Annotated in this window: 21 protein-coding genes; 15 read left to right on the plus strand and 6 right to left on the minus strand. The window is 65.6% G+C overall.

The features are described from left to right. The first annotated feature begins 24 nt into the window (after positions 1-24). Both ACFC0O_RS12700 and ACFC0O_RS12705 read left to right on the plus strand, forming a co-directional pair. Entirely contained in the window at positions 25-915 is an 891-nt protein-coding gene (locus ACFC0O_RS12700; RefSeq protein WP_375956783.1) for an HpcH/HpaI aldolase/citrate lyase family protein, read from the plus strand. Next, complete coding sequence (locus tag ACFC0O_RS12705; RefSeq protein WP_375956786.1) at positions 912-1,916, plus strand: MaoC family dehydratase; 1,005 nt, start codon at positions 912-914, stop codon at positions 1,914-1,916. Before ACFC0O_RS12700 ends, ACFC0O_RS12705 begins: the two co-directional genes overlap by 4 nt. A 12-nt stretch (positions 1,917-1,928) precedes the next feature. Here ACFC0O_RS12705 and ACFC0O_RS12710 read toward each other — a convergent pair whose 3' ends face one another. Then, the gene (locus ACFC0O_RS12710) at positions 1,929-2,153 is read right to left on the minus strand and encodes a hypothetical protein (protein WP_375956789.1); all 225 of its coding nucleotides are present in this window, start codon (positions 2,151-2,153) and stop codon (positions 1,929-1,931) included. Here ACFC0O_RS12710 and ACFC0O_RS12715 point away from each other — a divergent pair. From ACFC0O_RS12715 to ACFC0O_RS12725, 3 genes are all read left to right on the plus strand, one after another. Continuing rightward, on the plus strand, positions 2,143-2,520 hold the full coding sequence (locus ACFC0O_RS12715) for a hypothetical protein (RefSeq protein WP_375956791.1): 378 nt from the start codon (positions 2,143-2,145) through the stop codon (positions 2,518-2,520). The two genes, ACFC0O_RS12710 and ACFC0O_RS12715, sit on opposite strands and share 11 nt — an antisense overlap. 194 nt (positions 2,521-2,714) lie before the next feature. Then, positions 2,715-3,557, plus strand: a complete 843-nt coding sequence (locus tag ACFC0O_RS12720; RefSeq protein ID WP_375956794.1) for an IPT/TIG domain-containing protein — start codon at positions 2,715-2,717, stop codon at positions 3,555-3,557. A gap of 236 nt (positions 3,558-3,793) precedes the next feature. Further along, the gene (locus ACFC0O_RS12725) at positions 3,794-5,086 is read left to right on the plus strand and encodes a YhgE/Pip domain-containing protein (protein WP_375956796.1); all 1,293 of its coding nucleotides are present in this window, start codon (positions 3,794-3,796) and stop codon (positions 5,084-5,086) included. Between the two features lie 47 nt (positions 5,087-5,133). Here ACFC0O_RS12725 and ACFC0O_RS12730 read toward each other — a convergent pair whose 3' ends face one another. Both ACFC0O_RS12730 and ACFC0O_RS12735 read right to left on the minus strand, forming a co-directional pair. Then, positions 5,134-6,462, minus strand: a complete 1,329-nt coding sequence (locus ACFC0O_RS12730; protein ID WP_375956799.1) for a fatty acid desaturase family protein — start codon at positions 6,460-6,462, stop codon at positions 5,134-5,136. 15 nt (positions 6,463-6,477) lie between these two features. Continuing rightward, positions 6,478-7,575: a ferredoxin reductase gene (locus ACFC0O_RS12735; protein WP_375956802.1), complete on the minus strand. Its 1,098-nt coding sequence runs from the start codon at positions 7,573-7,575 to the stop codon at positions 6,478-6,480. A gap of 353 nt (positions 7,576-7,928) precedes the next feature. Between ACFC0O_RS12735 and ACFC0O_RS12740 the strand changes: the two genes are divergently transcribed. From ACFC0O_RS12740 to ACFC0O_RS12750, 3 genes are read left to right on the plus strand one after another with little or no spacing between them, the layout of a single operon-like run. Continuing rightward, the gene (locus ACFC0O_RS12740) at positions 7,929-8,552 is read left to right on the plus strand and encodes a TetR/AcrR family transcriptional regulator (protein WP_375956805.1); all 624 of its coding nucleotides are present in this window, start codon (positions 7,929-7,931) and stop codon (positions 8,550-8,552) included. A 3-nt stretch (positions 8,553-8,555) separates the two neighbouring features. Further along, the gene (locus ACFC0O_RS12745) at positions 8,556-10,178 is read left to right on the plus strand and encodes a GMC family oxidoreductase (RefSeq protein WP_375956808.1); all 1,623 of its coding nucleotides are present in this window, start codon (positions 8,556-8,558) and stop codon (positions 10,176-10,178) included. Further along, complete coding sequence (locus tag ACFC0O_RS12750; protein ID WP_375956811.1) at positions 10,175-11,632, plus strand: flavin-containing monooxygenase; 1,458 nt, start codon at positions 10,175-10,177, stop codon at positions 11,630-11,632. Before ACFC0O_RS12745 ends, ACFC0O_RS12750 begins: the two co-directional genes overlap by 4 nt. Before the next feature lie 33 nt (positions 11,633-11,665). Here the strand turns inward: ACFC0O_RS12750 and ACFC0O_RS12755 are convergent, their stop codons facing one another. The 3 genes from ACFC0O_RS12755 to ACFC0O_RS12765 form a co-directional block, all read right to left on the minus strand. Further along, on the minus strand, positions 11,666-13,180 hold the full coding sequence (locus tag ACFC0O_RS12755; RefSeq protein WP_375956814.1) for an APC family permease: 1,515 nt from the start codon (positions 13,178-13,180) through the stop codon (positions 11,666-11,668). Positions 13,181-13,349: 169 nt separating this feature from the next. Then, entirely contained in the window at positions 13,350-14,264 is a 915-nt protein-coding gene (locus tag ACFC0O_RS12760) for a LysR family transcriptional regulator (protein ID WP_375956817.1), read from the minus strand. Continuing rightward, the gene (locus ACFC0O_RS12765) at positions 14,261-14,896 is read right to left on the minus strand and encodes a TetR/AcrR family transcriptional regulator (protein ID WP_375956820.1); all 636 of its coding nucleotides are present in this window, start codon (positions 14,894-14,896) and stop codon (positions 14,261-14,263) included. The genes ACFC0O_RS12760 and ACFC0O_RS12765 overlap by 4 nt, the downstream gene beginning before the upstream one ends. A gap of 146 nt (positions 14,897-15,042) precedes the next feature. Between ACFC0O_RS12765 and ACFC0O_RS12770 the strand changes: the two genes are divergently transcribed. Genes ACFC0O_RS12770 through ACFC0O_RS12800 form a run of 7 tightly spaced genes read left to right on the plus strand, consistent with a single transcriptional unit; the run spans position 15,043 to position 22,665 of the window. Beyond that, positions 15,043-17,157 carry an FAD-dependent oxidoreductase gene (locus tag ACFC0O_RS12770; protein ID WP_375956823.1) on the plus strand — a complete coding sequence of 705 codons (2,115 nt, stop codon included), beginning with the start codon at positions 15,043-15,045 and terminating at the stop codon, positions 17,155-17,157. An 11-nt stretch (positions 17,158-17,168) separates the two neighbouring features. Then, positions 17,169-17,540, plus strand: coding sequence for a cupin domain-containing protein (locus tag ACFC0O_RS12775; protein ID WP_364645631.1), 372 nt, complete (start codon positions 17,169-17,171; stop codon positions 17,538-17,540). A gap of 2 nt (positions 17,541-17,542) precedes the next feature. Beyond that, the gene (locus tag ACFC0O_RS12780) at positions 17,543-19,048 is read left to right on the plus strand and encodes an aldehyde dehydrogenase (protein ID WP_375956827.1); all 1,506 of its coding nucleotides are present in this window, start codon (positions 17,543-17,545) and stop codon (positions 19,046-19,048) included. A 42-nt stretch (positions 19,049-19,090) separates the two neighbouring features. After that, positions 19,091-20,359: a flavin-containing monooxygenase gene (locus tag ACFC0O_RS12785; RefSeq protein WP_375956829.1), complete on the plus strand. Its 1,269-nt coding sequence runs from the start codon at positions 19,091-19,093 to the stop codon at positions 20,357-20,359. 25 nt (positions 20,360-20,384) lie between these two features. After that, complete coding sequence (locus ACFC0O_RS12790; protein ID WP_375960696.1) at positions 20,385-20,831, plus strand: RidA family protein; 447 nt, start codon at positions 20,385-20,387, stop codon at positions 20,829-20,831. After that, positions 20,828-21,502: a DUF1028 domain-containing protein gene (locus ACFC0O_RS12795; RefSeq protein WP_375956831.1), complete on the plus strand. Its 675-nt coding sequence runs from the start codon at positions 20,828-20,830 to the stop codon at positions 21,500-21,502. The genes ACFC0O_RS12790 and ACFC0O_RS12795 overlap by 4 nt, the downstream gene beginning before the upstream one ends. A 5-nt stretch (positions 21,503-21,507) precedes the next feature. Beyond that, positions 21,508-22,665 (plus strand): M20 family metallopeptidase, encoded by a 1,158-nt coding sequence (locus ACFC0O_RS12800; protein ID WP_375960698.1) that lies wholly within the window; start codon positions 21,508-21,510, stop codon positions 22,663-22,665. Positions 22,666-22,674: the final 9 nt, after the last annotated feature.

A 22,674-nucleotide genomic window follows, 5' to 3' on the forward strand; every position in this document is an offset into this window, starting at 1 on the left:
ATGAGGCGGATGAAAGGATGATTCGTGGGTCAGCAGATTGCGCCGAGATCATGGCTGTCGGTCCCGGCCACCCGGCCCGAGTTGATCGGCAAAGCGGTGCACTCCGGCGCGGAGGGCATCATCATAGACCTCGAGGATTCGGTCGCGCCGAGCGAAAAAGACGGGGCACGCGCAGGATTGGCGAGCATGCTGGCCCGTGCGCGGGCGGCCGGTGCACCGGTGCTGGTGGTCCGGGTCAACGCGCCCGGTACGCCGTGGTGCCACCTGGATGTGGCCGCCTGCGCCGAGCCGGGCGGCCCCGATTCGATCATGCTGCCCAAGACCGACTGTCCAGGAGATATCGCCTTCGCTGATCGACTGTTGCACGGTACGCGGGCCCGCTCGGGCCGTACCGACCCGGTGCGGTTGTACGCACTCCTGGAATCTGCGGCCGCGATCGCGGCCGCGAGGGAGATCGCGCACGCCTCACCGTTGCTGCGTGGTGTGGCGCTGGGTTATGCCGATCTGGGAGCGTCATTGGGCCGCAGGGGAGTGGACCGCTGGTGCCACGCACAGGACGCGATGCTGTTCGCCGCGCGCTCGGCCGGTGTGGAGGCAATAGACGGTCCACAGCTGGGAGTGCTCGTCGATGACGAATTCGCCTCCAGTGCAACCGAATCCGCGCGACTGGGTTTCGATGGCAAGTGGGTGATCCACCCCCGGCAGGTGCCGGTGGTCAATGCCGCCTTCCGGCCCAGCGAGGACGAGATCGCCGACGCCGAAGCCACTGTGGCGGCCGTGCACGCGAATCACCGGCGCGGGATCGGTGCGTTCACCCGGGACGGTCGAATGATCGATGACGCTGTCGCGGCGCAGGCGCGCCGAGTACTGGCCCGCGCAGGTTCGGCGATCAGCGACATCCAGGAGCGGCAATGACATTCGCCACCAAGTCATTCGCGACCGATGGCCCGTACTTCGAGGACCTCGAACCCGGTATGCGATTCGACGGCGCACCCGCGGTGACCCTGACGCACGGGCACGCGGCGGTGCACCAGTCGATCGTCGGCGACCGACTTCGGCTGCCACTGGATACCGAACTCGCCCAACGTGTCACCGGTCGCGGTCCGCTGGCGCATCCGGCACTCGTCTGGAATCTCGCCATCGGGCAATCGACTCTCGCCACACGCCGGGTGAAGGCGAACCTCTTCTACCGCGGTCTGGCCTTCCATCGCGCCCCCGCGATCGGCGACACGCTGCGCACAACCACCACCGTCGTTGCGCTACGGCAGAATTCGCTCAAACCCGACCGCGCTGACACCGGCATGGCCGTCCTCCGTGTTGTCACCGTCGACCAACGGGACCGCCCGATTCTGGACTTCCACCGCTGCGCCATGATCCCTCTCCGCGACCCCGGCGCGGACACCGGTCGCCATGACGATCTCACGACCCTCGGCACCGAGACCGATATCGCCACCGCCGCAGCCTCATTCGCGGGATGGGACCTGTCCGCCCTACCGGCATCCGCCCCATCCGCATCAGAGCTGTCCGCGGGCATGTCCTGGGAGATCACGGGAGGCGATGTCGTCTCCAGTGCTCCCGAGCTGGCCCGCCTCACTCTCAACATCGCAGCGGTGCACCATGATTCGTCAGCAGCAGGCGGTCGCCGACTGGTCTACGGTGGTCACACCATTGCCATCGCGCTCGCCCAGATCAACCGTGACCTGCCGGGTCTGGTGACGGTCCCCGCGTGGCGCGGGTGCGATCACACCGCGCCCGTCTACGAGGGAGACACCCTCCGCACCGTCTTGACGATCGAGAACCTCACCTCGGTGGGCGCCCACGGCACACTGCTCGACCTGCGGGCAGTTGTATCAGCAGACCGCGATGGTGAGAGCGTGTCGGTCCTGGACTGGCGTTTCCTCGCCTTGAACCGTTGAGTGCCGTCCGGTTCACGTGGTCAGCGGCCGGAAGTGAATTGGACGGTCCGGCGTGCGGCGGCGATCACGGCTGGCGATTCCCTTGCGCTGATGCTCTTCAGCGGCGACGACCGCCTCGATGAAAGTGGTTGGCGCACAATAGTTGCACCTGGTTAGCCGAACCTGCGATAACCTCGTGACCGAAGCGTCCTCCAACGCCTCGGGGCGAACTGAAAGGGGATAGTCGGTGCTGATCACGAATGTCAGGCTCGTCAACGAGCACGGCGGGGAAGCTCTCGTAGACGGGTACACCGTCGATGAGGTCGATGGCCGCGAGATCATCCGGGGCGCGTGCACCGTAACCAAGGACTGGGACAGGGATCAGGTGAGCCTGGTGTTCCGTCCGCGAACAATCGGTGTCGTGGACTTTCGATCGGCCCTTCTCGAGGACTCTCACGATGGCGAGATCGACCAGACCGCAGATGATCTGACCCCGATCGAGTACCTGGTCAAACGCACCGAAGTCAACACGGTTGTCACGATCCCGGATGTGCTGACCTTCTCGTGGGATCACGTCGAGAACGAGACGTGCACTTTCGCCTTCTGGATCGAGTTCCGGGGCTGACCGCAATCCCGTCCGGCGCCGATTACGAGCAACCTCGTTCGCCTGCGGCAGAGTGGTGTTCTGTGGGAGGCTTGAGGGGTTGGTCGCGCCCAGATCCTTTGTGCCAGAAGGCATCTTGGACGGTTCGACAGTCGCAGTGTCACCAGTGAGCGCAAGTCGCCGATTCTGCGCCGATACAGGGGAGGCGCAGATCGATGACACAAGTCACCAGCATCAATCCCAACGCAGCTGAATTCGGCGGCGGTGCACAGATATTCGTCTCCGGGTCGGGTTTCACTCGCGCAACCCGGGTCTTCTTCCAGGACGGGGACTCCCGGCAGTACCCCGCGCAGTTCACTGTGAACAGCGATACTCAGATGACTTTGACCTGCCCTGCGCTCGATCGCGACCGTTGGACGCACCTGATCGTCCTCGCTGATGGCGAGAAGCCCGCGAACGGTGGTCGCGACAGCGAGTTCCACTTCACCGAGCCGAGCACCGCGGAGGATGAAGCGCCGCCGGATACTTCTATCTGTCCGGATTCAGAGAATGAAGCGCTCAACTGGGCTTTCGCCGAAACGTGGCCGTCACGTCAGCGCGTAACGCAGACATCCCGACACAAAATCTATGGGAAAACGAGGTTCAACGGCTGGGGCCAGCTCGTTGCCGGAGCCGACGGCTTGGTTCGAGTAGTGCCCGGCGTGCCGGGCGCGGATTCGCAACTATGGCGAGCCGTTCGCGCTACCGACCCGAGCGACACCGTCGGGCACATCCCATGCGGGAAACTGCAATTCGGCATCAGCATCAGCCTGGTGCCGAATCAGAACAACAAGCTCACGGGCAGTATGAGCGGCACCGTCCGAGCAACCACAAAAGACGTGCCACATTTCTGGTACATATGCCGCGGCGACCATATGGATAGCGATACATACAACCTGTATCACAAGTATGGGGTAGCCAGCCGAGCCGGATTGCAGATCAATGCGACCAACGAAGTGGTCTGGGGCAAGACCGCCGGTGTTATCGACCTGGAAATCAAGTTCGGAGATCAGGAGTAGCGGCGCACAGGCCCGACGCCGATCACCGCTGTGCGACAGCACCTTGCTCGTGACAGTTCAGGGTGCTCGTTTCGGTGGCGAGTCGAGGGTGTCTCTGGATTGAGCGTCGTAACCCGCTGCGCCAATTGCCCGGCTCGCCGCCGCGGTGCAGTCGCGATGAGGTGGCAAAATTCGCCTTAGCTCTCGCCAGATCACCGAGCAGTTCTCGAACATCGTCAGGAACAGGGGCCGGTTCGATGACAGGGAAACCCGTTCGCGCGCAGGTATGGACTCGGCCCATCGTGGTCGTCGGTCTGCTGATGGCGTTGCTGTCTCTGATGTATCTCGGGTACGTCGTCAACCCCGAGAAGAATCTGCACGACTTTCCGATCGCGCTGGTCAATCAGGACGTCGGTGACACATTGGGTGGACAGCCCACCAACGTAGGCGACCAGATTGCGACCGCGTTGGCGCAGAACATTCCCGCAGACAAGGTCGACCTGACGGTCACGGGCATCCCCGAAATGCAGAAGCTGTTGCTGGACGGGAAGATCTACGGCGCGATCATCATCCCGAACGACTTCACCAAGCGACTCGGCATTCTCGGCACCGCCAGCGTTGTCTCCGGCAAGGTAGAGCGACCCGTCATCACCATCCAGACCAATCCTCGCATCGGTAGTTACGCCACCAGCATCACCCTGCGCATCACCGAGCAGGCGCTGGCGAAGGTGAACGAGACGGTCGGCAGGCAACTCACCGACACCGTCGACGCCCAACTCCGTCCGACGCCGGACACTGCGGCGCCACCGGTGTCCGGGGCCGCTCAACTGACCCTCGCCGAACCTGTCGATGTGGTCATCACGCCATTCCGACCGCTGCCAGACGGCACCGGCGGCGGCCTGTCGGCCTTCTTCTACACGCTGTTGGTTCTGTTGGCCGGATTCACCGGAGCCATGATCATTCACACGATGGTGGACGCGGCCCTCGGCTTCACCCCGACCGAATACGGCCCCTGGTACGTGCACTATCCATCGACGCCCATCTCGCGGCTGCGGACTCTGCTGCTCAAGTGGGGGATTCTCGCGATCGTCGCGCCGCTGGTGTCGGCTGTATTCCTCGCCGTCGCAACACTTCTCGACATGCCCATCGACCGGGCACCGATGCTGTTCCTCTACAGCACGCTGGCGATCATCGCGGTCGGCGTTACCGCGCTCTCGGTGCTCGCCGCATTCGGATCGGCCGGTCTGTTGGTGAACCTGATCCTGTTCATCGTGCTCGGCCTGCCCTCCGCAGGCGGATCCGTCCCCATCGAAGCGACCCCGAAAGCCATGGGCTGGCTCTCGACCTTCGAGCCGATGCACCAGGTCTTCCTCGGCATCCGAGCCATTCTGTACTTCGACGCCCGCGGCTCCTCAGGTCTGGCCCACGGCACCTGGATGACCTTGCTCGGCCTGCTGATCGGACTGTGCTTCGGTGCGGCGATCACCGCCTTCTACGACCGAAAAGGACTGCACCGCAGCGCCGATCGGGCACGCGTGACCGAGGAGTGAACTTACCGCCCCGCGTCCGCTGAACGATCAAAAGTGCGAACACACACTCACACTCTGTCGTCGGCCGGTATCCGGTTGCGGAAGCGGTCGGATTCGCTGGGGCCGTTCGGCGTGAACGGGTCGGTGTCGCGGTGGTAGGGGCCGGGCTTCGGGCGGGGTTCGCCGCCGGGGAAGGCGAGGCGGGCGATGGTGCGGTGGACCATGGTCCACTGTCGGGTGAGGGGGCCGGAGTTGTAGGGGAGTTGGTAGCGTTCGCAGAGATCTTTTACCCGAGGGGCGATTTCGGCGTAGCGGCTGCTCGGCATGTCGGGGAACAGGTGGTGTTCTACCTGGTAGCCGAGGTTGCCGCTGATGATGTGGAACAGAGGGCTGCCCTCGATGTTGGCGGCGCCGACCAGTTGCCGGGCGTACCAGCCGCCACGGGTTTCGTTATCGACCTCGTCTTGGCTGAAAGTGTAGGTCTGGTCGGGGAAGTGGCCGCAGAAGATGATGCCGTGCGCCCATACGTTGCGAATGATGTTGGCGGTGAAGGTCGCGGCGACGGTGGCCAGGAAGGTGCGTTCGGCTCCGGGGAGCAGTCTGTCGAGCAGGTTCGCGGTCGTACCGACGCGGCGCTTGCCGCTGATTGCCCTGAGGCCCTTGCCGATTCGTGAGGACTGTGGCTGCGGCAGTCGCCCGCGGAGTACGAGCTGGGCAGCGCCGAACGCCGCCGCGCTCACCAGCGGCCAGCCGATGTAGTCCTTGGTGATCTGCGCTCGCGCTTTGCCTGCGATGCCTTTGAGGTCCTGCCAGACCTCGGGCATCGGTTTGTCCCCGGCGCGGATGGCCTCGATGTCCAAATCGTGCACGGCCACTCCCCATTCGAAGAAGGCCATGAGCAGCACGTTGTAGAACGGCTGGGCGAGGTAGACCGGACTCCATTTCTGGTTCGGGTCGATCCGCATGATCTCGTAGCCGAGATCCTTGTCCTTGCCACGGATATTGGTGAAGGTGTGGTGAATGTAGTTGTGGGAGTGCTTCCATGCCTCCGCGGTGGAGGCGGTGTCCCAATCCCAGACCGTGGAGTGGATGTCGGGATCGTTCATCCAATCCCATTGGCCGTGCATGATGTTATGGCCGATCTCCATGTTCTCCAGGATCTTCGCCATGCCCAGGCAAGCGGTGCCCGCCAACCAAGCCGGTGGGGAGACCGAGCCCAGCAGCAGAGTCCGGCCGGCGACGGCGAGCTGGCGCTGGGTGGTGATGACGGATTTGATGTAGCGGCGGTCGCGGTCACCGAGGTCGGCGTAGACCTCGGCGTGGATGGCGTCGCATTCCTCGGCGAGCTCTTGCAGTTGCCGATCACTCAGGTGCGCAAGGGGATTGGGTGCAGTCATGATTGATCCTTTCGATCAGAGGTCGATGTCGATATCGCCCTCGGCGGTGTTCACGCAGATCCGCACGGCCTGGCCGGTGGGTTCGCCGATCTCGCCGGTGCGCAGATCGCGCAGTTTGCCCGAGCGCAGGACACCGGTGCAGGTATGGCAGATTCCGATCCGGCAGCCGTGCCGCAGATCCAGTCCGGCCTGTTCACCGGCGACGAGAATCGGTGTGCCGCCGTCACATTCGGCGTCGATGCCGCTGCGCCGGAAGTGCACCAGTCCGCCCTGCCCGCTGTGCTCCGCGCCGCCGATGATCGGCTGAAAGCGTTCCATGTGCAGTCGATCCGCGATGCCGTGCGCGTCCCAGTGCGCGGTGAGCGCGTCCAGCATGTCCGGCGGGCCGGAGCAGAACGCTTCGCGCTCACGCCAATCCGGGCACAGGGTGTCCAGATCGCCGGGGGTAAGCCTGCCGTGCTCTCCCGTCAGCCGGATGTCCAGGCGCAGCCCCGGATGGCGGTGGTCCAGATCCCGCAGCAGCGCATCGAACATCACCTGCGCGGGCTCGTGCGCGGAATGCGCGACAACCACATCGCCGAGCGCCCCACGCCGATCCAAACTGCGCAGCATGCCCGCGATCGGCGTGATACCACTTCCGGCGCTGAGGAACAGCAGCTTCGCGGGTGTCGGTTCGGGCAGGGTGAACACTCCCTCGACCTCACCGAGCCGAACCACCTCGCCCGGCTGGATCTTCCGGACCAGATACGGTGAAACGACCCCGCCCTCCACGACTTTCGGCGTCACCGATATCAGCCCGTCAGCCGCGTCCGGATCCGAGGTCAAAGAATATGCGCGCCAATGGAATACGCCATCGATGAGCACACCCAGCCGCACGTACTGACCCGGCCGGTGTCCACCCCAGTCGTACCCGGGCCGGATGAACACCGACGCCGCCTGCGACCCCTCCTGCACCACCTTCTCCACGCGCCCGCGCAACTCCCGCGTGGTCCACAGCGGATTGATCATCTCGAGGTAGTCATCGGGCCGTAGCGGTGTGAACAGATGTCTGATCGCTCGCAGGAGCACCAGTCTCCCGCGCGATACCTTCGGTCGAGCACCCCGTTCCGCCATGTCTGAGTCGTAACACCCGTGCACTGAATTAAACACCGGTTGTGAGATGTCCCTACAAACCGCCGAATTCATTGGTGCGGGCGGGAGAACGCTCGTTCACCCGACTGCCACTCTTGTCGATGCTGACGGCGGTTGTTGGCGAACATCCAGCATCCCTCGCGGCGCATACCGCGCCGCCCGAGGCGGGTACGAGAGTCGTACTGGCAAGGGCAAGTCCCGGTCACCGAGATGGTTTTGCGCCCGTGACGCCTCGAGCAGCATCGCTCGAATGTCCCTGTCCCCCAATAAACTTCGACCTATTGACATTTAGAGACCGATTGGTTGCAATCTGCGGTGTGACCGAAACCCAGCATGTGCGCCGCACCCAGGCCGAGCGCACGGCATCCACGAAGGCGGCGTTGGTGGACGCGACGATCGACACGATCGCCGAGATCGGCTACTACCGTGCTTCCCTCGGCGAGATCTGTACCCGGGCAGGGGTGTCCAAGGGCGGGCTGTTCCGCCATTTCGACTCGCGGCTCGCGCTGGTCGTCGAAGTCGCCGAAGAGGTCGGTCGCCGACACCTCGCGGGTTTTCTCGCCCTCGGTGACGCGCCCGTCGAACAGATGCTCGCGTTGACGCGAAACCAGTCGCGAGCGCAGATCAACGCGGTCTGGTTCGAATTGCTGATCGCCGCGCGCACGGACGCCGAGTTGCGCGAGCAGCTCACTCCGGTGGCGGCCCGGCTCTACGCCGCCGTCGACGAGCTCGCGGTGGTGCCCTCGGTGGGCGCCGGAGTCGATCCCGCCGTGCTCCGGTTGATGGGCACCTCGCTGGTGCACATGTTCGACGGCGAGGCCGTCCTGCGCGAAGTCCTGCCGCGACCCGAGCTCGAGGACGCTCGTTTACAGGCCGCGATCGAGCTGAGCAATGCCCTTGTCGCGCTTCGCCGTAACTACCCGTCCGTCGCCATCGAGCGATCCGACAAAGAGAGATAACCCATGGCTCGAGAACTACCGCGTGACACATCCGCGGACTACATCGTAGTCGGCGGCGGCAGCGCCGGAGCGGCCGCTGCACGCCGGATCGCCGATGCCGGTGCCGAGGTCCTGCTGCTGGAAGCGGGCGGCCGCAACGACTCTCAGCTCGTCCGGGTGCCTGGCATGGTCGGGGCGATGCACGGGGTCGGCGCGCTGCAGCGCAGTGTCACCTGGCAACCGCGCACCAGCCCGCAACCGTATGCCGCCGACCGCCGGGTATCGCAGATGCACGGACGTGGACTCGGTGGCGGCAGTGCGGTCAACGGGATGATCTGGTCCCGCGGGCACCACAGCAACTACGACGACTGGGCCGCGGCCGGATGCGTCGGCTGGAGTCACACCGATGTGCTGCCGATCTTCAAGCGCATGGAGGCGTTCGAGGACGGCGCGAACGACTACCGCGGCGGCTCGGGCCCGATCGGTGTCACCCGGGCGCGCGATCTCGCCGCGGTGACCGACGCCTTCCTCGACTCGCTCGCTACGACCGCGGGACTCGCCCGCAACCCCGACTACAACGCCGCCGAACAGGAGGGCGTCTCGGTCGCCCAATGGAACGCGGCCGGCGGGCGTCGGCAGAGCTCGGCGGAGGCGTATCTGCGTGATGCGCCGCCGAACCTGCGCGTGCGGACTGGCGCGCAGGTCACGCGGATCCTGATCGACAAAGGTGCGGCCGTCGGCGTCGAAATCGCCACCAAGCGAGGCACGGAACGTCTTGTCGCACACCAGGAAGTCATCGTGTCCGCCGGTTCGTTCCGTACCGCTCAACTGCTCATGCTCTCGGGAATCGGACCGGCAGCGCACCTGGCCGAACACGGGATCCCGGTACTCGGTGATCTGCCGGTGGGGCAGGGCTTGCAGGATCACGCCGTTGTCCCGGTGGTCTACAACGTGACCGAAGGTCCGATCCTGAGTCCGGCGAAGTTCGTTGCCGCGATGGCCAAGGAACGCCTTCGAGCGAACTCGACCTTCCTGGGCGGCTCGTACATGGAGGGCATCGCCCACCTCAGGTCCGAGTTCGCGGACGCCATTCCCGATCTGCAGTTGTTTGCGACTCCGCTCGGTCGCCGCGGCGACGATGCCACGATTCCGGGGGTTCACCCCGATATCGACGGCGCCTGCTTCACGGTCTATCTGGTGCTGCTCTATCCCGAGAGCTCGGGCACGGTGCGCCTGGCCTCGCGCGATCCGCATGCCGCGCCCGTGATCGACCCGCGCTACCTCAGCGCATCCGCCGATCTCGATGTGCTGATGTCAGGGCTGGAGATCGTCCGCGAGGCGATGGCACACCCGGGGGCCGCGTCCTACGTTCGCGCCGAAGTCGCGCCCGGCCGTTCCGGCACCACGCCCGCGGCCGCCCGCGAGGATGCGCGCCGTCGGATCTCGAGCGTCTATCACCCGACCGGCACATGCCGGATGGGCGTGGATGAGCGAGCCGTGGTCGACCCCGACTTGAAGGTGCGCGGCATCGAGCGGCTGCGCGTCGCCGACGCATCGGTGATGCCGTCCATTCCCGGTGGCAACACCAACGCGCCGTCGATGATGATCGGCGAGCGCGCCGCCCAACTGATCCTGGAGGACGCATGACCCCCCTGTTCGAGGTTGCCGTGATCGGCGCCGGTATCTCCGGTCTCGGCACCGCGATCACGCTGCGCGAGGCGGGGATCACCGACTTCGTGGTGCTGGAGAAGGCCGACAGTGTCGGTGGCGTGTGGCGGGACAACACCTATCCGGGGTGCGCGGTCGACATTCCGTCCATCGCCTACTCGTATTCCTTTGCGCCCCATGATGACTGGAGTCGAAAGTTCGCGCCGCAGCCGGAGATCCTGTCCTATCTGCGTGCGACCGCCGAGCGCTTCGGCGTCGGCGAGCATCTGCGTCTCGGGGTCGAAGTATTCGAGGCGAGTTGGGATGAGCCGCAGCGGTGCTGGGTATTGGACACCAGCGACGGTGAGATCCGTGCCCGTTCGCTCGTCGCCGCCGCCGGACCGTGGCATGAGCCGAGCCTGCCCGATATCGACGGCCTCGACTCCTTCCCGGGGCCGGTGTTCCACACCTCGCGCTGGGATCACGAGGTCGATCTGACCGGACAGCGGGTGGCGATCGTGGGAACCGGAGCCTCGGCGATCCAGGTGGTGCCGAGCATTGCCGAACAGGTGGCCGAACTCCATGTGCTGCAACGGACTCCGCAGTGGGTGGTGCCCAAGATGGAGCCCGCGCCGTCCCGGATCACGCGACGCCTGGGTGTGCATCGTCTGGGGTGGGTGCACCGATTCAACCGTCGGCGTGAGGAATTGATTCTCGAACTCACCAATATCGCGTTCAACCATCGCTGGGGGCAGGCGGCCTTCAAATGGCTTGGACGCCAGAACATCCACGCGTCCATCGAGGACCCCGCGTTGCGCGCCGCCCTCACTCCCGAGTGGTCGGTCGGCTGCAAACGGCTGCTGATGTCGAGTGACTACTACCCGGCGCTCGCCCGCCCGAACGTCTCGGTCATCTCGACCGGCCTGACCGCCGTTCGCGGGAATACCCTTATCGGCGAAGACAATTCCAAAACCGAAGTCGATGTCGTGATCATGGCGACCGGATTCAAGATCCTCGACATGCCGATCGCGGACAAGGTTCGGGGCAGTGATGGCCGCAGCCTGTCCGAGCACTGGGACGGCAGCCCCCAGGCGTACCTGGGAACCACGGTGCCGGGCTTCCCGAACCTCTACATCCTTTTCGGGCCGAACGTCTCGGCCGTCGCCTCGGGGTTCCTGATCATCGAATCCCAACTGCAGCAGGTGATTCAGGCGCTGACTCATCTGCGGCGCAGCGCCGCGGCATCGCTGGAGGTCCGTCCACATGTGATGCGGCAGTTCAACACCGACGTCCAAGCCGCGCTCCAGAGCACGGTCTACAACTCGGGCGGATGCCGCAGCTACTACTTCGACAAGAACGGCCGCAACGGCTTCTCCTGGCCCTGGTCCGCACGTCGCCTCCGCCGCATGACCGCACGCTTCGACCCGACGGACTACACCGTGACGCGAGCGTGAGCACGTCATGTCGATTCAGCGTGCTCGAACGAGTCACTCGGTGGAGGTGACCAGTGCCGGGTTGTTCTGTGCCAGAACGGTTTCGGTCTGACCCCGTACCGCGGCCGCGCGCCAGTAGCCGACCCCGCCGAGCACCAGCAGGACCGCCAGCGTGCCGAGGGTGAATACCTCGAACTGGGTGCGGTCCACGCCCCAGACCGCCATGAAGTCGTAGTCGAGTCCGAACAGGCTGTCCAGAACGCCGGGGAAGATCGCCACGAACGAGCCGAGCAGCACCCAGGCCAGGCAGATCACGCCCAGGGCGGCGAAACCACGATTGCTCACCGGCACCCGGAACGGCCGAGGCTGATCCGGGAATCGGGTGCGCAGGCGGATCGCCGCCGGGATCACCAGCAGATAGCTCAGCAGGAAGGTCGTGATCGAGATGCTCAGCACGACCGCGAAAACCGAAGCGCTGGAACCGGTTACCTGCATCGCCACGAGCATGAACACCGTCGCGACGACGCCGGAAAGGAGATTCACGCGCAGCGGCGTGCCGAGTCGGCGATGGAAGACGCCGAAGAACCCGCCGAAGAACGCGCCGTCCGCGGCCGCGACGGCCTGGACGCGGTCACTGATGATCATCCACGCCGAGCCCTGACTCATCAGGATCACGATGAACAGCACTGCCGCCACGGTGGCGAGTGGTTCGGCGGCCGGACCGTAGACCGAGAACACGGTGCCGATGGCTTCGAGGAGTCCGCCGATGCCGGTGATCTGGTCCTTCGGGACGACGACCAGGATCGCGAAGATCGGGATCAGGTAGCACGCGGCGGCGGTCAGGCAGGAGCGCAGCAGCGAGATGGGGACGTCGCGGGCCGGATTGTCCATCTCCGCCGCTGCCGCGCTGGATGATTCGAAGCCGAGGTAGGCGAACAGCAGGATCGGAGTGACTCCGAGCAGGCCGGTCATGGTGGGGCTGAAATCGTCGAAGGAGAGTCCGGCTACGCCGTGCTGGATCGCGTACGCGACGGTGGTGCCGACGAAGAACAGCAGCAGTCCCAGTTTCAGAATCGCGCCGATGGTCGGAATCCACTTGCCCCGGCGCAGGCTGACGACCGCCGCGAGCACGGTCAGCCAGATGAAGCCGAGTTTGAACAGGTAGTCGCCGACCGATCCGGCGGGCAGGGATCCGACGTGCTCATCCCAGGTGGCGGCGGCGAGAAACGAGATCGACCCGCCGACCCATACCGGTTGGGTGACCCAGGTGAGCAGCGCGGCGATGGCCCCGGCGCCGCGACCGAAAGCCGTCCGGACCCAGGTGTACGCACCACCTTCCTCGGTGAACGTCGAGCCGACTTCGGCGAAGATCAGGCCGTAGGGGAGCAGGAAGGTCACCGCGAGGACCAGGGCCCAGGTGAAGGTTTGTGCGCCGAAGGTGGAGACCTGACCGAGGGTTTCCAGGCCGACGACAGCGGCGATGATGAGGAAGACGATGTCGAAGCGGCGCAGGGCTTTGACCAGGTGCGCTGATTGTTCGGTCGCCAGGGCTGTCGGGGTGTCAGTCATGTTCGTCTCGATTCGATGTGCCGAGAATTCTTTGAGATTCATCTCGATGAATGATGTTCAGCAAACAACGCCATCGTGTTCAGAACATGTGAACGGCCAATTTCGAGTCGTATGGTTTTTTGATGCAGATCATCGAAAATGGTGAGCCCCGGCAGACTCGCCATGCCACTCATGTGGCGAAGGTCGCCCGAATCCGGGTGGCGACCGCGCGCACGCGGGCGGTGCTCTGCACGCCTTTGAGGCTCGCGAGTACGACCGATAGCGGCTCGACATCGTCTGCGATGGGGACGGTGACCACGCGCCCGCCGTCGTAGGTGACATCCGAGGCGGGTAGCTGATTGAGGATCGAGAAGCCGTGACCGCGCGCCACCAGTCCGCGCACGGCTTCGTAGCTGCCGGTCCGATACCGGACGGTCGGGGTGATGCCCGCGGTGGTGAACATCGCGAGGAAATAGTCGCGGCTCACCGGCAGGTCGAGCAGGACCATCGGGTCATCGGCCAGGTCCCGTAACTCAATCGCCGCCGCGCCCGCCAGTCGATGGTCCGGGGGTAGCACCACGTGCGGGGCGTAGGTGGCCAACACCTCGCAGTCGAGATCGTCGGCGATTCCCAGGTCGTAGCACAGCGCCAGTTCGCTACTGCCATCACGTAGTGCCGCCCGCACGGTGTCCGGCCGCACCTCCACGACATCGATCTCCAGCTCCGGATATGCCTGCCCCACATCGGAAATGAGCCGCGGCAGCAGGAACGGAGTCAGGGTGATGAAGGACGCCAACCGCACCCGGCCTCGAACCGCGTCCTCATGGCCGCGCGCGGCATCGAGGACATCGCCCAGATGCGCGAGCACACTGCGGGTATCGCGCAGCATCTGCTCGCCCGCGGCGGTCAGCACCAGCCCACGCGAGCGCTGTCGGATGAATAGGGGAGTGCCGATCTGGTTCTCCAACTGCGAGATCGACGACGAGATCGCCGATTGCGCCACCATCAACCGCTCGGCAGCCCGAGTCATGCTCAGGAACGTCGCCGCCTCGACGAAATAGCGCAGCTGCGTGAGGGTCACATCGGGTCGTCGCTGCGAGTTCATGACACCGCCGCGCTCTCGGCCGCCTCGAACTCACCGAGTCGACACCCGAGCATCGCCTCCAGGTATCGCAGCACACTGTTGCGCGCACCGACCGCGCTTATCCGGCGGTTGCGCGCGACGATATGCAACCCGAACGCATCCTCCAATCCGACTGCCGTCTGGGCGATTTCGTCCGCGGACGCGGTGAAGGTGAACGCGCCGTGGCTGCGGCCGATCTCGAGCGCGGTGGTGTACAGCGACACCTCCAGATCGAACAGCGTGGTCATCAGCACCGAATGCCGGGGATTGCGACTGGCGTGCACATGCAGTTCGTACAGCACCGCGCACAGCGGGTCGTCGGCGGAATCCGGAATGCCGAGTCGCACTGTCCTACAAAGCCTCTCGACCGGATCGGAGCACTCGCGCACGGCGTCGAGCCTGCGCCGATAGAACCGATCCACCGCCGCTTCGTGAACTTCGAGCAGCAGATCTTCCATCGAGGGGTAGTAGTAGCTGACCAGCCCCGCCGACAGTCCCGCCTCCTGCGCGACGTCCTTGATGCGCAGCCCGGTCAACCCCCGCTGGGCGATCGCGGCTGTCGCGGCGGCCACCATCTCGTGCCGCCTGTTCTCCTGCTTCTTCGGACGCGCCATGTTCATCATTATTTATGAACTGCATCAGAAAACAAGTTCTGAGTTGACCTTTCTTGAAGTGGACAGATGGTCCGGCCTGAGCAATTATTTGAGATCAATCGCAAAGAACGGTTCGATCTGATCCCCACTCCAGTCAGGAGCCTGCCGTGCGTGATCCCCGGTACGACATCCTCTTCGAACCGGTCCGAATCGGACCGGTGACCGCCCGCAATCGCTTCTTCCAAGTCCCGCACTGCAACGGCATGGGCTACCGCGACCCCTCCGGCGAGGCGTTCATGCGGCAGGTCAAAGCCGAAGGCGGCTGGGCGGTGGTGTGCACCGAACAGGTCGAGATCCACCCCACCTCCGATATCGGCCCGTTCATCGAACTGCGGCTCTGGGACGACCAAGACCTGCCCGCCCTCACCCGGATCTCGGAGAAGATCCACGAGGGCGGCGCGCTGGCAGGGATCGAACTCGCCCACAACGGACTCAACAGCCCCAACCTGATCAGTCGCGAAACCCCGCTGGGACCGCAGAACCTGCCGGTGGTCTCGTGGAACTACGATCCGGTGCAGGCACGCGAGATGACCCGGTCCGATATCGCCGACCTGCGGCATTGGCATCGCGAAGCGGTGCGCCGGTCCCTGCGCGCGGAGTACGACATCGTCTACGTCTACGCCGGGCACGCGATCGGCGGACTCCATCACTTCCTGTCCCCGCGCTACAACAACCGCACCGACGAATACGGCGGCAGCCTGGTGAACCGGGTTCGGCTGCTGCGCGAAATCCTCGAGGACACCCGCGAGATCTGCGAGGGCCGTGCCGCGGTCGCCTGCCGAATCTCGGTGGACGAGTTGCTCGGCGACGCGGGCATCACGCGGGCGGAGATGGAAGACGTCATCGGAATGCTCGGCGAGCTCCCGGATCTATGGGATTTCGTCCTGGGCAGCTGGGAGGACGATTCGGTCACCTCCCGCTTCGGGCCCGAGGGTGAGCAGGAACCCTATGTTCGCGGGCTCAAGCAGCTCACCACCAAACCCGTTGTGGGCGTCGGCCGTTTCACCTCACCGGACATGATGGTGCATCAGGTCAAGAGCGGCGTGCTCGATCTCATCGGCGCGGCACGGCCCTCGATCGCCGATCCCTTCCTGCCCCGCAAGATCGAGACCGGCGATCTCGAGGACATTCGCGAGTGCATCGGCTGCAACATCTGCGTCTCCGGTGACTTCACGATGTCGCCGATCCGCTGCACCCAAAACCCCACCATGGGTGAGGAATTCCGGCGCGGGTGGCATCCCGAGCGGATCAAACCCCGCTCGAGCGAATCGACGGTGCTGGTCGTCGGCGCGGGCCCGGCGGGGCTGGAGGCCGCGCGTGCGCTCGGTCAGCGCGGCTACCCGGTCAGCCTGGCCGAGGCGACGCGTGAACTCGGTGGACGGGTGCGCACCGAATCGAGTCTGCCGGGTCTGTCCGCGTGGATCCGCGTGGTCGACTACCGCGAACAGCAACTGCGTCGACTCGACAATGTCGAGGTCTTCCGGCAGAGCCCGATGACCGCCGATGACATCCTCGACAACGACTTTCAGCAGGTGGTCATCGCCACCGGTTCGCACTGGCGGCGCGATGGTGTCGCACGCTGGCACACCCACCCGATCCCGATCGACGCCGAAGCCGAAATCCTCACTCCCGACGATATTTTCGCCGGACTGCGCCCGCGCGGTCGCAAGGTCGTGCTCTTCGACGACGACCACTACTACCTCGGCGGCGTGATCGCCGAACTGCTCGCCACCGAGAAGTTCGACGTCACCCTGGTCACCCCCGCCGCCCATGTTTCGCAGTGGACCACCAACACCATGGAAGTGCATCGCATCCGCAAGCGGGTGATGAACGCCGGTGTCGAGGTTCAGGTCAACCGGGCCGTCACCGCGGTCACCGCCGACGGCGTGACGACCACCTGTGCGTTCACCGGCCACGAGGTCACCATGCCCGCCGACAGCGTCGTCTTCGTCACCGCGCGACTGCCCAATGACGGCCTGTACCACGAGCTGCACCGGCGCAAGGACGAATGGGAGGCGGCCGACCTGCGTTCGGTGCGTGGCATCGGCGACGCCTGGGCCCCCGGGACCATCGCCGCCGCCGTGTGGTCGGGCCACCGCTACGCCGAGGAACTCGACGAGCCCGCCAACACCGATCCGGTGCCCTTCCGGCGCGAAGTCACCGGCCTGTCAACCGAATCCGTGCTACTGCCCTTCCCTTCACTTGTCGCACAACAACTTTGAGGAGACCACCGATGCCTTCCGCCACTCCCATTCCCACCGGCCCCGAACTCGCCGCCACCATGACCCCCAGCGCCTACGTCACCGCCGAGACTCTGCGCGCCGGAGATCCGCAGGAACACGAAAGCGCCCATCTCGCCAGTGCCGACCAGCGATTCAGCGTCGGCTCCTGGCGCGCACAGCCCTACACCGAATACATCGAGTCCTATCCCGGCGACGAGTTCACCCACGTCCTGGAGGGATCACTGACGCTGACCTCCGAGGACGGCGTGGCTCGCACCTTCGGCCCCGGCGACTCATTCACCCTCGAACGCGGCTGGCGCGGGGAGTACCGGGTCGACGCGCCGCTGCTCAAGCAGTTCGCCATCTACATCCCCGGGGAGTGACGATGACACCACCATCCTCGGCCGCCGACTGGTCGGCCCTGGCCGAAACACTCACTCCGCGTACCGAACTGTTCATCGACGGATCCTTTCGCCCCGCCGCCTCGGGCGAGACGTTCGACTCGATCGCACCGGCGACCGGCGACGTGCTGGCGCGCGTAAGTGCCGGCGACGCCGCCGACGTGGATCGGGCCGTGCGCGCCGCGCGCTCGGCGTTCGAGTCCGGGGTCTGGTGCCGGGCGGCCTCGGCTGAACGCAAGCGGGTGCTGTTGCGGCTCGCGGACCTGATGCTCGAGCATCGGCACGAACTGGCGCTGCTGGACTCGCTCGATATGGGCAAGCTCGTCGTCGAGGCCGACACGGTCGATGTACCTTCTGCCGCAGCGCTTTTCACGTACTACGCCGAGGCGCTGGACAAGATCCCCGGCGAGATCGCGCCCACCGATCCCGGTGCGCTGGCTCTGGTCACGCGCGAACCCTTGGGTGTGGTCGGCGCGGTCGTGCCGTGGAATTTCCCGCTCGATCTCGCGGTGTGGAAGCTCGCACCCGCACTTGCCGCCGGAAACAGTGTTGTGCTCAAACCCGCTGAGCAGTCACCGTTGTCGGCGCTGCGGCTCGCCGAACTGGCGGCCGAAGCCGGACTGCCCGACGGTGTGCTCAATGTCGTGCCCGGCCTGGGTGCTACCGCGGGTGCGGCGCTGGGCCTGCACATGGATGTCGACGTGCTCGCCTTCACCGGTTCCACCGCGACCGGCAAGAGGTTCCTGCGCTACGCCGCCGACTCCAACCTCAAACAGGTGTGGCTCGAATGTGGCGGCAAGAGCCCGAATCTCGTGTTCGCCGACGCTGATCTCGACGCGGCCGCGGAGAAGGCGGTGTTCGGCGCATTCTACAACCAGGGGGCGGTGTGCTCGGCCAACTCGCGCCTGCTGGTGCAGGAGGACACGGCCGAGTATCTGACCGAGGCGCTGCTGCGGCACGCCGCTGCGATCCGCCCGGGCGATCCACTCGACCCGGCCTCCACCCTGGGCGCGCTCGTATCCGAGGAACACACCCGCACCGTCATGGGGTTCATCGACCGTGCCCGCGCCGAGGGTGAGGTGCTGCTCGGCGGCAACCGCACCACCGTGGCCGGGCGGGGATGCTTCGTCGAGCCCACCATTTTCACTGGCCTGCAAGCGGACTCGGAGCTGGTCACCCAGGAGGTCTTCGGCCCGGTGCTCTCGATACAGACCTTCCGCGATGAAGCCGAGGCGGTGCGCATGGCCAACGACAGCGTGTACGGCCTGGCCGCATCGGTGTGGACGAACAGTCTCGATCGCGCCCACCGGGTGTCCTCCGCGCTGCGGGCGGGCACGGTGTCGGTGAACACCGTCGACGCGCTCAGTGCCCAAACACCTTTCGGCGGTTTCAAACAGTCGGGCTTCGGCCGCGACCTCTCTTTGCATGCGCTCGATAAGTACACCGGCTTGAAGACGACCTGGTTCACCATTCGACCCGCGGTCGGCTGAGTCATGGAATTGACAACTCTCCCAAGGCATTCGGAGGTGCAAGTGTCCACCGAGGAGATCGACGTTCTCGTGGTCGGTGCCGGTCAGGCCGGTATCGCGATGAGTGAGCACCTCACCGCCCACGGCATCACACACCTGGTGCTCGAGCGTGATCGCGTCGCGGAGCGATGGCGTTCGTGGCGCTGGGATTCGCTGGTTGCCAATGGACCCGCATGGCATGACCGCTTCCCCGGACTGGAATTCGATATCGACGCAGACGAATTCGCCACCAAAGAGCAGGTCGCGGATTATCTGGCCGCCTATGCCGACAAGATCGCCGCGCCGATTCGCACCGGCGTCGAGGTCACCGCGGTGCGTCGCAACGCCGGGCGGCCGGGCTTTCAGGTCGAGACATCCATAGGAACCATCGACGCACGCTTCGTCGTCTCGGCGACCGGTGCGTTCCAGCGGCCGATCATCCCCAATGTCATTCCCGCCGACGCGGGTATTCATCAGATCCACTCGAGCTCCTACCGCAATCCGCGGCAGCTGCCCGAGGGCGCGGTGCTGGTGGTTGGGGCCGGATCATCCGGCGTGCAGATCGCCGATGAGCTGCGGCGCTCGGGCCGCGCGGTCCATCTCGCCGTCGGGCCACACGATCGCCCACCGCGCAGCTATCGAGGCCGCGACTTCTGCTGGTGGCTCGGAGTTTTGGGCAAATGGGGTGCGGCGGTTCCACCGCTGGGAGCCGAGCATGTGACGATCGCGGTCAGCGGAGCTCGTGGCGGGCACACCGTCGACTTCCGAGCTCTCGCCGCCGACGGGATCACCCTGTGGGGAACGGCGACGACCTTCACCAACGGTGTCCTGCGGTTCGCCTCGGACCTGCGGACGAACATCGAGAACGGTGATGCGAACTATCTGGCGATGTTGGCCGAGGCGGATGAGTATGTCGCCCGCAACGGTCTCGAGCTGCCCGAGGAGCCCGACGCGCATCTGCTCGGCCCCCTGCCGAGCTGTGTGACCGAACCCGCCGCCGAACTCGCGCTCGCCGAGGCTGGTGTGCGCACGATCGTGTGGGCGACCGGATTCGCCAATGACTATGACTGGCTGCGGGTCGACACATTCGACGACCGGGGAAGACCGGTGCACCAGCGCGGCGTCTCGGCCGAGCCGGGACTGTACTTCCTCGGCCTGCCGTGGCTGTCGAATCGCGGATCGAGCTTCCTGTGGGGCGTGTGGCACGACGCCGCATACATCGCCGGGCAGATCGCGATCCAACGCGGCTACCTCGCCCACAAGGCGGCAAGCCGAACAGTCCCCGTCTCCTGAACCATCCCTCGGCATCCGAAAGGAACTGTGCGCCTTGACTTCCCCCACACACCGGCGGATTCGGCCGTTCAACACCAAAGACACCTATCCCGAGCAGAATCTCTCGAACGACCTGTGCCAAGCCGTGGTCGCCGGTGGCGTGGTCTACCTGCGCGGCCAGATCGGCCAGGACCTCGAGACCCGGGAATCCGTCGGCATCGGTGATGTGGCCGCGCAAGCCGAGCGGGCCATGAGCAATATCGCCATGCTGCTCGACGAGGCGGGCAGCTCACTGCGCGACATCGTCAAGGTCACCGTCTATCTGACCGACATCCGGTACCGCGAACCGGTGTATCAAGTGATGGGACGCTGGCTCGAAGGCGTGTACCCGGTCTCGACAGGTCTGGTCGTCGAGGCCCTCGCTCGTCCGGAGTGGCTGGTCGAGATCGATGCCACGGCGGTGCTCAGCGAGCCGAAGGACACCCGCGCATGACCCTGTCGCTGGTAGCGCGTGACCCCGGCACCGGGGCCTTCGGTGTGGTCATCTGCTCGTCGAGTCCGGCGGTGGCGGCGCGCTGTGCCCACCCGCGCGCGGGCGTGGGAGTTGTTGCCTCGCAGAACATTACGAATCCGGCACTCGGTGTGCACGTCCTGGACTTGCTGGACGCTGGGCATAGTGCCACCGCAGCGCTCGAGGCGGCCTTGGCGCACGAGCGGTTCCCGGATCACCGCCAGGTGACCGTCGTCGATATCCATGGCGGCACGGCGGTGCACTCCGGCGCATACAGTCTCGGAGCCCACGGTGAGGCTGTCGGTGAGCAGGCCGTGGCCGCGGGAAATCTGCTCGCCCACGACGGCGTCCTGACCGAAATGCTCGCGGGTTACACCGGAAGCGGGTCGGCGACCTTCGAGGACCGCCTACTCGACGGGCTCCGCGCGGGCTTGGCCGCCGGCGGTGAGGCGGGACCGGTGCATTCCGCAGGTCTGCTGGTCGTCGACGATGTGTCCTGGCCGGTGACCGATCTGCGGGTCGACTATGCCGCCGACCCGTTGGCGGATCTCGTTGCCCTGTGGGAGCTTTGGCAACCGCAGAAGGCCGACTATCGGATGCGTGGCATCGATCCAACCGCTGCTCCGTCCTACGGCGTTCCGGGTGATCTGTGACCACCATCGACGACGTGGTCGCCGGCGGAGTGGCTACCGCCCACCCGGCCTTGATTCGGCTGTCTCGCGATCTCTACGACCATCCCGAAATCGCCTGGGAGGAAGTCCGATCGGCGCGCCGGGTCGCGGAACAGTTGGCGGACAACGGATTCGAGGTCACCGACCGGTACTGCGACCTGGAGACCGCGTTCGCGGCCCGGATCGGCAGCGGTGACCTGCACATCACGCTGTGCGCGGAGTACGACGCGCTCCCCAGCCTCGGACACGCCTGCGGCCACAATCTGATCTCGGCCATCTCCGTGGGTGCGGCACTCGCGCTCGCACCTGTCGTCGATGACCTGGGCCTCACATTGTCGGTGATCGGCACACCCGCAGAGGAGGGCGGCGGCGGCAAGATCGAGCTTCTCGAACGCGGCGGTTTCGATGGCCAGCATGCGGCAGCGATGGTCCACCCCGGCCCGGTCGACGTGGCCGTGGCCCGGCCATTCGCGGTGTCGCACAGTCACATCGAGTATCGCGGCAAAGCCGCGCACGCGGCCGCCTACCCCGAGCGCGGTGTCAACGCGGCCGACGCGTTCACCATCGCGCAGGTCGCGATCGGGCTGCTGCGCCAGCAACTGCCGCACTCGGTGCGAGTGCACGGCATGATGACGCGCGGCGGTGAAGCGCCGAACGCGATCGCCGAACATACCGCAGGCCGGTGGTACGTGCGCGCCGAAACGCTCGCCGAACTCGCCGAGGTCGAACCCCGCATCCTGCGCTGCTTCGAAGCGGGCGCATGGGCCTCGGGTGCCGAACTCACCGTCACCCCCGAATCCAAGCCCTACGCCGAATTCCGTACGGACACCGAACTTCTCGCCTGCTACGAGCGCCGCGCGATCGCGGCGGGACGCCATTTCACCTCGGGCGCGGACGCGATGATGGCCCGGGCATCCACCGATATGGGCAACGTCTCCCAGCTCATCCCCGCCATCCACCCGTACATCGGCATCGATTCGATGCCCGCGGTCAACCATCAGCCCGAATTCGCCACCGCCACCACCACACCCGCCGCCGACACCGCGATCGGACAGGGCGCGGTAGCGCTGGCGGGCACGATCGTCGACACCGCCACCGATACCCGGATCAGGAATCGCCTGATCCACGGCCACCGCGTGGACTGACGCAGGAGC

Origin of the sequence: Nocardia sp. NPDC056100 (assembly GCF_042266325.1) — a bacterium.
In the GTDB taxonomy this organism is placed as follows: domain Bacteria; phylum Actinomycetota; class Actinomycetes; order Mycobacteriales; family Mycobacteriaceae; genus Nocardia.

What these genes read in the sequence shown, in the direction of transcription:
- ACFC0O_RS12705 (WP_375956786.1), top strand. Translation starts at nt 912, where the DNA reads ATGACATTCGCCACCAAGTCATTCGCGACCGATGGCCCGTACTTCGAG.
- ACFC0O_RS12720 (WP_375956794.1), top strand. Translation starts at nt 2,715, where the DNA reads ATGACACAAGTCACCAGCATCAATCCCAACGCAGCTGAATTCGGCGGC.
- ACFC0O_RS12725 (WP_375956796.1), top strand. Translation starts at nt 3,794, where the DNA reads ATGACAGGGAAACCCGTTCGCGCGCAGGTATGGACTCGGCCCATCGTG.
- ACFC0O_RS12730 (WP_375956799.1), bottom strand. Translation starts at nt 6,462, where the DNA reads ATGACTGCACCCAATCCCCTTGCGCACCTGAGTGATCGGCAACTGCAA.
- ACFC0O_RS12735 (WP_375956802.1), bottom strand. Translation starts at nt 7,575, where the DNA reads ATGGCGGAACGGGGTGCTCGACCGAAGGTATCGCGCGGGAGACTGGTG.
- ACFC0O_RS12745 (WP_375956808.1), top strand. Translation starts at nt 8,556, where the DNA reads ATGGCTCGAGAACTACCGCGTGACACATCCGCGGACTACATCGTAGTC.
- ACFC0O_RS12750 (WP_375956811.1), top strand. Translation starts at nt 10,175, where the DNA reads ATGACCCCCCTGTTCGAGGTTGCCGTGATCGGCGCCGGTATCTCCGGT.
- ACFC0O_RS12755 (WP_375956814.1), bottom strand. Translation starts at nt 13,180, where the DNA reads ATGACTGACACCCCGACAGCCCTGGCGACCGAACAATCAGCGCACCTG.
- ACFC0O_RS12760 (WP_375956817.1), bottom strand. Translation starts at nt 14,264, where the DNA reads ATGAACTCGCAGCGACGACCCGATGTGACCCTCACGCAGCTGCGCTAT.
- ACFC0O_RS12765 (WP_375956820.1), bottom strand. Translation starts at nt 14,896, where the DNA reads ATGGCGCGTCCGAAGAAGCAGGAGAACAGGCGGCACGAGATGGTGGCC.
- ACFC0O_RS12775 (WP_364645631.1), top strand. Translation starts at nt 17,169, where the DNA reads ATGCCTTCCGCCACTCCCATTCCCACCGGCCCCGAACTCGCCGCCACC.
- ACFC0O_RS12780 (WP_375956827.1), top strand. Translation starts at nt 17,543, where the DNA reads ATGACACCACCATCCTCGGCCGCCGACTGGTCGGCCCTGGCCGAAACA.
- ACFC0O_RS12795 (WP_375956831.1), top strand. Translation starts at nt 20,828, where the DNA reads ATGACCCTGTCGCTGGTAGCGCGTGACCCCGGCACCGGGGCCTTCGGT.